The sequence below is a fragment of the Xanthomonas hortorum genome (assembly GCF_040279205.1).
GTDB classification, from domain to species: Bacteria; Pseudomonadota; Gammaproteobacteria; order Xanthomonadales; family Xanthomonadaceae; genus Xanthomonas; species Xanthomonas hortorum_F.
Map to the genome: position 1 here is coordinate 1 of NZ_JBEOLS010000098.1, position 7,950 is coordinate 7,950.

Below are 7,950 nucleotides of genomic sequence, written 5' to 3' on the forward strand. Positions count from 1 at the left end.
TTATCGTTTCGAGTGTCACCTCGGGCAACTGTTCGGGCGAATCAAGGGAGAATCCGGCGTGGGTACCAAGCTACACGGCGATCGCTGAGATCCAGGCTCTCACGGTGGCCCACGCCGGCTCTCGACACCTAATCTGCCAGATTGCGAACAGATAAGGCTCTTACGCGGCATCCATGCCGCGTAAGGTCCCGCGACGGTGAGCGCGCAAGGACCAGTCGAGTTGGTCTGTGTGCATGGCTTTAAAAAGCCACCGAATAACTCTCTGGTGCGGTGTCCTCGCCGCTTGCGGGACCGTGTGGCGGCATGGATGCCGCCACCGAGCCCCCAGGGACGGGTTCACGGCGTGTCCCGCAAGCGGCGAGGGCACCGCGCCCTCGACTCACTAAGCTTTTGACCTGAGCTTCCTATTAAGCCGTGCATGCGATTGTGTAACTGCCCCGGCCCCGATACGCTGCGCCCATGTTGCTTCGCCGCGCCCGCCTGTTGCACCCGTTGCTGCGCCTGATGGCGTTGGCAGTGCTGGTCATGGGCGTGTTGGTCGCACCGGTGGCCTGCGCGCTGGGCGATGTGCATGCGCTGGCGCACGACCAGATGCATCTGGAAGACACCGCGCCGCACGGCCATGACGGTGCCGACGAAGGCGATGCCGGCGAGCGCGATGGTGCCGGCCTGATGCACGCCCTGATGCACAGCGGCTACTGCCACGGCCAGAATCCGGCGGTGTTGCCGGCGCTGGCTTGGCTGCCGCTGTCCACGCATACGCAGGCCCAGCCTGTGGCCGTCTTCGCGCACTACCGCTCGCAGCTGAGCGAGACCGGATTGCGTCCTCCGATCGCGGCCTGATGCATCGCCGGCAGCTGCCGGCCTGTCCATCGATCCCGATTCCGGAGACACCCTCATGTGGTTGCGACTGACGGTACTTGCCGTCTTCGCGGTCGTGCCGTGCGCCATGGCGCAGGACGTACCGCCCAAACCCGTGCTGACCCTGGACGACGCCATTGCGCGCGTTGCCCGGCAGCACCCCGATCTGCGTCTGGCCGATGGTCAGCGCGCGGTCCTCACCGCCGAAGCCGAGCGCGACGCGTTGCGCCCGCCGTTGCGTATCGGCGCCGAACTGGAAAACGTGTTCGGCACCGGCCCGACCCGCGCGCTGGACCAGGCCGAACTCACCGTCACCCTGGCCGGCGTGCTGGAACGCGGCGGCAAGCTCGACGCGCGCCGCACCCTGGCCCAGGCACGTATCGACGCGCTGGCGCCGCAACGCGCGCTGGCACGACTGGACGTGCTGGCCGAAGTGGCGCGGCGCTATCTGGCCATCGGCATGGCCGCGCAGCGGCATGCGGTGGCACTGGAAACGCTTGCCCAGCGCCAGCGCACCGTCAGTGCCGCGCGCCAACGGCTGCAGGCCGGCGCCTCACCTGAATCGGTCGTGCTGACCGCGCAGGCCTTGCAGGCGCGCGCGGAACTGGAGCGCGACCGCGCGCAGCAGGAGCTGCTGGCGGCACGTCGCCAGCTGGCGGTGTTATGGGGTGAGCGTACGCCGGACTTCGGCGCTGTCACCGGCGACCCGCTGCAGTTGCCGGCGATTCCCGAGTTCGAGGTGTTGGCGCAGCTGCTCGATGCCACGCCAGAACTGGCGCGCTTGAACGGCGAGCAGCGCGTGCGCGAGGCGCGGGTGCGGCTGGCACGCAGCCAGGCGCGCCCGGATCTGGACTGGCAGGTGGGCGTGCGCCGGCTCGAGGGCAACGACGCCACCGCGCTGCTCGGCAGCGTTTCGCTGGCGCTGGGCAGCGCCGCGCGCGCGCAACCGGAGATCCGCGCCGCCGAGGCGGAGCTGTCGCTGCTGGACATCGAGCGGCAATCGCAGGCCTTGGTGCTGTACACCACGTTGGCCGATGCGCATGGCCGCTACCGCGCCGCACAGCTGGAAGTGACGCGGATGCGCAGCGATGTGTTGCCCGCGCTTGCGCGTGCCGATGCCGCTGCCGAGCGCGCGTATCGCGCCGGTGCGACCAGCTATCTGGACTGGGCGCAACTGCAGGCGCAGCGCAGCGATGCACGCCAGCAGCAACTGGCCGCGGCACTGGAAGCGCAGACTGCGTTGATCGAAATTCAGCGCCTGACCGGGCAGCCGTTTGTGCTCGAAAGCGCTGCGCAGGTGGGGCCATGAGCGCTACGTCCGTTGCGCGTTTTCGCGCGGTCTGCATGCGTCTGCCTGGGTCTGCTGCGCCGGTATCGGTATCGGCATTCCCAGCCGCATTCGCAACCGCATCGGCATCCAGCAGTCGCCAAGCGATGCTCGCGCCTACCGCGCAGACCATCTTCGTTCGTTCGCCCGACGCACTGCGCCGGCGCCAACCAGGACCAATTTCGATGAAACGTTTTTTGATTGCGCCGCTTGTGCTGGCGCTGCTGCTGAGCGGCTGCGGCGGCAACAGCGGCAACAGCGAAGAAGCCCATGACCACGCAACGCCCGGTGCCGAGGGTGAAGCCGACGCACATGGCGAGGAAGCCGAAAAAGGCGCGCACGGCGGGCGCCTGCTCGAACAGGGCGGCGACAGTGTGGAGCTGGCGATTGCCGAAGACGGCACGCCACCCACGTATCAAGCCTGGCTGTATCGCGAAGGCAAACCGTTGCCGCCCAGCGCCGGCAGTGTCGAAGTGCGCTTGACCCGGCTCGGCGGCATCAACGAAGTGCATCGATTGCGCGCGCGCGACGATGGCAGCCTGTTGGCCGACAGCACGGTCGGCGAGCCGCATTCGTTCGATGTGGAGGTGCGCGCCACCGTGCAGGGCAAGTCGCATCGCTGGGCCTATCCCAGCTACGAAGGCCGCACCACCATCGCGGGGAAGATCGCGCAGGACGCCGGCATTCGTGTTGCGCCCGTTGGCCCCGGCAGCATTGCCGACCAGCACGAAGTGCAAGGCTTGCTCACGCCGGCAGAAGGTGCGCAGGCGCAGGCCACCGCGCGCTTCCCCGGGCCGGTGCGCAGCCTGCGCGTCAACGTTGGCGACCAGGTGCGCGCCGGCCAGGTGCTGGCCACGGTGGAGAGCAACCTGAGCCTGACCACGTATTCGGTCAGCGCACCGATCAGCGGCACCGTGCTCGCCCGCAACGCCAGCCTGGGCAGCAACGCCAGCGAAGGCCAGGCGTTGTTCGAGATTGCCGACCTGTCGAGCCTGTGGGTGGATCTGCACATCTTCGGCGCCGATGCCGGGCACATCACCGCCGGCGCACCGGTGACGGTGACGCGCATCAGCGATGGCGTGGTGGCGCAGACCACGTTGGAGCGCGTGTTGCCGGGCACGGCCACCGCGAGTCAGAGCACGGTGGCGCGCGCGGTGTTGCGCAACGACGACGGCCTGTGGCGGCCGGGCTCGGCAGTGAAGGCGCGGGTGACGGTGGCGCAGCAGCCAGCGGCGATGGTGGTGCCGGTGGGGGCCTTGCAGCAGTTCCGCGACTGGGAGGTGGTGTTCGTGCGGGTGGGCGATATGTATGAGGTGCGGCCGGTGAAACTGGGCGCGCGCGATGCGCAGCAGGTGGAGGTGGTGTCGGGTTTGGCGGCGGGTGATGCGGTGGTGGTGGAGCAGAGTTATCTGGTCAAGGCGGATATCGAGAAGTCGGGGGCGTCGCATGATCATTGATCGCTGCGTTTCCGGTTTGCTTCTTCCTCGACCGCACGCACGTGCGTGCGAACAGCTCTTCCATGCTTCAGTGACACGTTTTTTCAGTCATCGACGCGGTCGCGGCACAGACACGCACGCACTGATCGGTGTGGCTGCGCACGTAGTTGCGCCGAGTGTGTGCAGAGGTGCGCGTCATGCTCACTAACATCATTCGGTTTGCGATTGCGCAGCGGTGGTTGATGCTGGCGTTGACGGGGGTGTTGATTGCGATCGGGGCGTGGAGTTTTTCGCGGTTGCCGATCGATGCGACGCCGGATATCACCAATGTGCAGGTACAGGTCAATACCGCGGCGCCGGGGTATTCGCCGTTGGAATCGGAGCAGCGGGTGACGTTTCCGCTGGAGACGGTGTTGGCGGGTTTGCCGGGCCTGGAGTCCACGCGCTCGTTGTCGCGCTATGGCTTGTCGCAGGTGACAGCCGTGTTTGCCGATGGCACGGATCTGTATTTTGCGCGGCAGCAGGTGGCCGAGCGGTTGCAGCAGGTCAAGTCGCAATTGCCGGCCGATCTGGAGCCGCAGCTGGGGCCGATCGCGACCGGCCTGGGCGAGATCTTCATGTACACGGTGGAAGCCAAGCCGAATGCGCGCAAGCCCGATGGCAGCGCGTGGACGGCCACCGATCTGCGCACCTTGCAGGATTGGGTGGTACGCCCGCAGTTGCGCAATGTGCCCGGCGTCACCGAGGTCAATACCATCGGCGGCTATGCGCGGCAGATCCATATCACCCCGGATCCGGCGCGCCTGGTGGCGTTGGGTTTTACGCTGGACGATGTAGTGCGGGCAGTGGAAGCCAATAACCGCAATATCGGTGCCGGCTATATCGAACGCAACGGGCAGCAGTTTCTGGTGCGGGTGCCGGGGCAGGTAGACGATATCGCGCAGATCGGCGCAATCGTGCTGGATCGGCGCGAGGGTGTGCCGATCCGGGTGCGCGATGTGGCGCAGGTCGGCGAGGGCCGCGAGTTGCGCACCGGTGCAGCCACGCAAGACGGCACCGAAGTGGTGCTCGGCACGGTCTTCATGCTGGTCGGTGCCAATAGCCGCACCGTGGCGCAAGCGGCCGCGCAGCGCCTGGAACTGGCCAACGCCAGCTTGCCGGCCGGCGTGCAGGCAGTACCGGTCTACGATCGCACCGCGCTGGTGGACCGCACCATCGTCACCGTCGCCAAGAACCTGATCGAAGGCGCCTTGCTGGTGATCGTGGTGCTGTTCCTGCTGCTGGGCAATGTGCGCGCGGCCTTGATCACCGCGGCGGTGATCCCGTTGGCGATGTTGTTCACGCTCACCGGCATGGTGCGCGGTGGCGTGTCCGGCAATCTGATGAGTCTGGGCGCGCTGGATTTCGGCTTGATCGTCGATGGCGCAGTAATCATCGTGGAGAACTGCTTGCGCCGCTTCGGTGAAGCGCAGTTGCGCCTGGGGCGTGTGCTCGAGCGCGACGAGCGTTTTGAACTCACCGCCGAAGCCACGGCCGAAGTGATCCGTCCCAGCCTGTTCGGCCTGGGCATCATCACCGCGGTGTATCTGCCGGTGTTCGCGCTCACTGGCATCGAGGGCAAGATGTTCCATCCAATGGCGATCACCGTGGTGCTGGCGCTGACCGGTGCGATGTTGTTGTCGCTGACCTTCGTGCCGGCGGCGATCGCGTTGTTGCTCGGCGGCAAGGTGGCCGAGCACGAAAACCGTGCGATGCGTTGGGCGCGTCGCGTGTATGCGCCCATGCTCGATCGCGCACTGCGGCACGGTCGTTTGGTCGGTATCGGTGCAGTGGTCGCGGTGGTGGTGTGCGCGGTGTTGGCCACGCGCCTGGGCAGCGAGTTCATTCCGAACCTGGACGAAGGCGATATCGCGCTGCATGCCTTGCGCATTCCCGGCACCAGCCTGGAACAGGCCATCACCATGCAATCCACGCTGGAAAAACGCATCAAGCAGTTTCCGGAAGTGGCGCATGTGTTCGGCAAGCTCGGCACCGCCGAAGTGGCGACCGACCCGATGCCGCCGTCGGTGGCCGATACCTTCCTGATCATGCATCCACGCGATCAGTGGCCGGACCCGCGCAAGCCCAAGGCGCAACTGGTGGCCGAGATCGAGGAGGCGGTGAAGCAACTGCCCGGCAACAACTACGAGTTTACCCAGCCGATCCAGATGCGCATGAACGAGCTGATTTCCGGCGTGCGTGCGGACGTGGCGATCAAGGTGTACGGCGACGACCTGGACACGTTGGTCAAACTGGGGCAACGCGTGCAGGAAGTCGCCAGCACGGTGCCGGGCGCGGCCGACGTGAGCCTGGAGCAGGCCACCGGCTTGCCGATGCTGGCGGTGGTGCCCGATCGCGCCGCGCTGGCCGGTTATGGCCTCAATCCCGGCGTGGTGCAGGACACGGTGTCGGCCGCAGTGGGTGGGCAGGCGGCCGGGCAGTTGTTCGAGGGCGACCGCCGTTTCGACATCGTGGTGCGTCTGCCGGAAGGCCTGCGTCAGGACCCCACTGCATTGGCCGATCTGCCGATCCCGCTGCGTGGCGATGGCGAGCGCGCCGATGTCGACGAATCCAGCCGCGCGGCCGGTTGGCGCAGTGGCGAACCCACCACCGTGCCGCTGCGTGAGGTCGCGAAGATCGAGACCGTGCTGGGGCCTAACCAGATCAATCGCGAAGACGGCAAGCGCCGCATCGTGATCACTGCCAACGTGCGCGATCGCGACCTGGGCGGATTCGTCGCCGAGGTGCAGCAGCGGGTGCAGGCCGAGGTGGTGCTGCCGACCGGCTACTGGATCGGCTACGGCGGCACCTTCGAGCAATTGATCTCTGCAGGCCAGCGCCTGGCCTGGGTGGTGCCGGGCACCTTGTTGCTGATCTTCGCGCTGCTGTACTGGTCGTTCGGCTCGCTGCGCGATGCGCTGGTGGTGTTCAGCGGCGTGCCGCTGGCATTGACCGGCGGCGTGGTGGCGTTGGCACTGCGCGATCTGGCGTTGTCGATCTCCGCCGGCGTCGGCTTCATCGCGTTGTCGGGCGTGGCGGTGCTCAATGGCTTGGTGATGATCGCCTTCGTGCGCAGCTTGCGTGCCGAGGGCATGTCGCTGGAGCAGGCGCTGCGCGAAGGTGCGCTGAGCCGTCTGCGGCCGGTGTTGATGACGGCGTTGGTGGCCGCACTCGGCTTTGTGCCGATGGCCTTCAACGTCGGCGCCGGTGCCGAGGTGCAGCGCCCGCTGGCCACGGTGGTGATCGGCGGCATCGTCTCGTCCACCTTGCTGACCCTGCTGGTGCTGCCGGTGCTGTATCGCTGGCTGCATCGCGAGCGGGTAGGGCGTGGCCGTGCGGGCTAAGTGCTTGCGGCACAAAGGAAAGCCGTGCATAATGCGCGGCTCGCTGTGCCCGGATCGCTCCGGATGGCGGCACCCAGCGCGATGGGGTTGCCGGCTCGTTCCCAGCGTAAGTTCTTGATTCCCAACGTTGCGTGGCAGCCTAGCGCTGTCGGGGCCGCCGCTCCCCAGGCTATGGGTGGCAATTCATTTATCGAGGTGCGTAATGTCCCGCGTATGCCAAGTGTCCGGCAAGCGTGTGCAGACGGGTAACAACGTCTCCCACGCAAACAACAGAACCCGTCGTCGCTTCCTGCCCAACTTGCACGAGCGCCGCTTCTGGGTCGCCAGCGAGAACCGCTGGGTGAAGCTTCGTGTCTCCGCGCATGCATTGCGCACCATCGACAAGAACGGGATTGATGCCGTTCTGAAAGAGCTGCGTGCGCGCGGCGAAAAGGTCTGAGGAGTAAGCAGTCATGGCAAAAGGCAAGCGTGACAAGATTCGTATGATTTCCTCGGCCGCTACCGGCCACTTCTACACCACGGATAAGAACAAGAAAAACACTCCGGGGAAGATGGAAATGATGAAATACGACCCGGTCGTGCGTAAGCACGTGATGTACAAGGAAGGCAAGATCAAGTAATCCACCGATTACGCGATCTGCATCCAAGCAAACACCCGCCGAAAGGCGGGTGTTTGCGTTTGTGGGGTGTGCGTTGCAGGGTTTGATCGCAAGCACACCTTTGTAATCGACAAAATATATCTAGGGCCTGTTAACACTAATGGCCCGAGCGATTAAACTATCGTGCATGGAGATCACGCCAGCACAATTTTCTCTAATCGAACACTGCCTGCCGGCGCAGCGCGGCAATGTCAGCATGACCAACCTGCAAGTGGTCAACGCCATCCTTTACGTTGCCGAGCATGGCTGCAAATGGCGCGGCCTACCCAAGCGCTTTGGCAACT

General features: G+C 65.7%; 7 protein-coding genes. All 7 read left to right on the forward strand.

The window, feature by feature from the left end; genetic code table 11:
- The first annotated feature begins 459 nt into the window (after nucleotides 1–459).
- Complete coding sequence (locus tag ABS769_RS21775) at nucleotides 460–843, forward strand: hypothetical protein (RefSeq protein WP_023905633.1); 384 nt, start codon at nucleotides 460–462, stop codon at nucleotides 841–843.
- 55 nt (nucleotides 844–898) lie between these two features.
- Nucleotides 899–2,170, forward strand: coding sequence for a TolC family protein (locus ABS769_RS21780; protein ID WP_317063272.1), 1,272 nt, complete (start codon nucleotides 899–901; stop codon nucleotides 2,168–2,170).
- Nucleotides 2,171–2,373: 203 nt separating this feature from the next.
- Complete coding sequence (locus ABS769_RS21785) at nucleotides 2,374–3,645, forward strand: efflux RND transporter periplasmic adaptor subunit (RefSeq protein WP_317063271.1); 1,272 nt, start codon at nucleotides 2,374–2,376, stop codon at nucleotides 3,643–3,645.
- 176 nt (nucleotides 3,646–3,821) lie between these two features.
- Nucleotides 3,822–7,007, forward strand: a complete 3,186-nt coding sequence (locus ABS769_RS21790) for an efflux RND transporter permease subunit (protein ID WP_317063270.1) — start codon at nucleotides 3,822–3,824, stop codon at nucleotides 7,005–7,007.
- A 202-nt stretch (nucleotides 7,008–7,209) separates the two neighbouring features.
- Nucleotides 7,210–7,446: a 50S ribosomal protein L28 gene (gene rpmB / locus ABS769_RS21795; RefSeq protein ID WP_002809459.1), complete on the forward strand. Its 237-nt coding sequence runs from the start codon at nucleotides 7,210–7,212 to the stop codon at nucleotides 7,444–7,446.
- A gap of 13 nt (nucleotides 7,447–7,459) precedes the next feature.
- The gene (gene rpmG / locus ABS769_RS21800; RefSeq protein ID WP_002809462.1) at nucleotides 7,460–7,627 is read left to right on the forward strand and encodes a 50S ribosomal protein L33; all 168 of its coding nucleotides are present in this window, start codon (nucleotides 7,460–7,462) and stop codon (nucleotides 7,625–7,627) included.
- 166 nt (nucleotides 7,628–7,793) lie between these two features.
- Nucleotides 7,794–7,950, forward strand: a 157-nt coding sequence (locus tag ABS769_RS21805; protein WP_233368074.1) for a transposase, incomplete at its 3' end; no start/stop codon positions are given.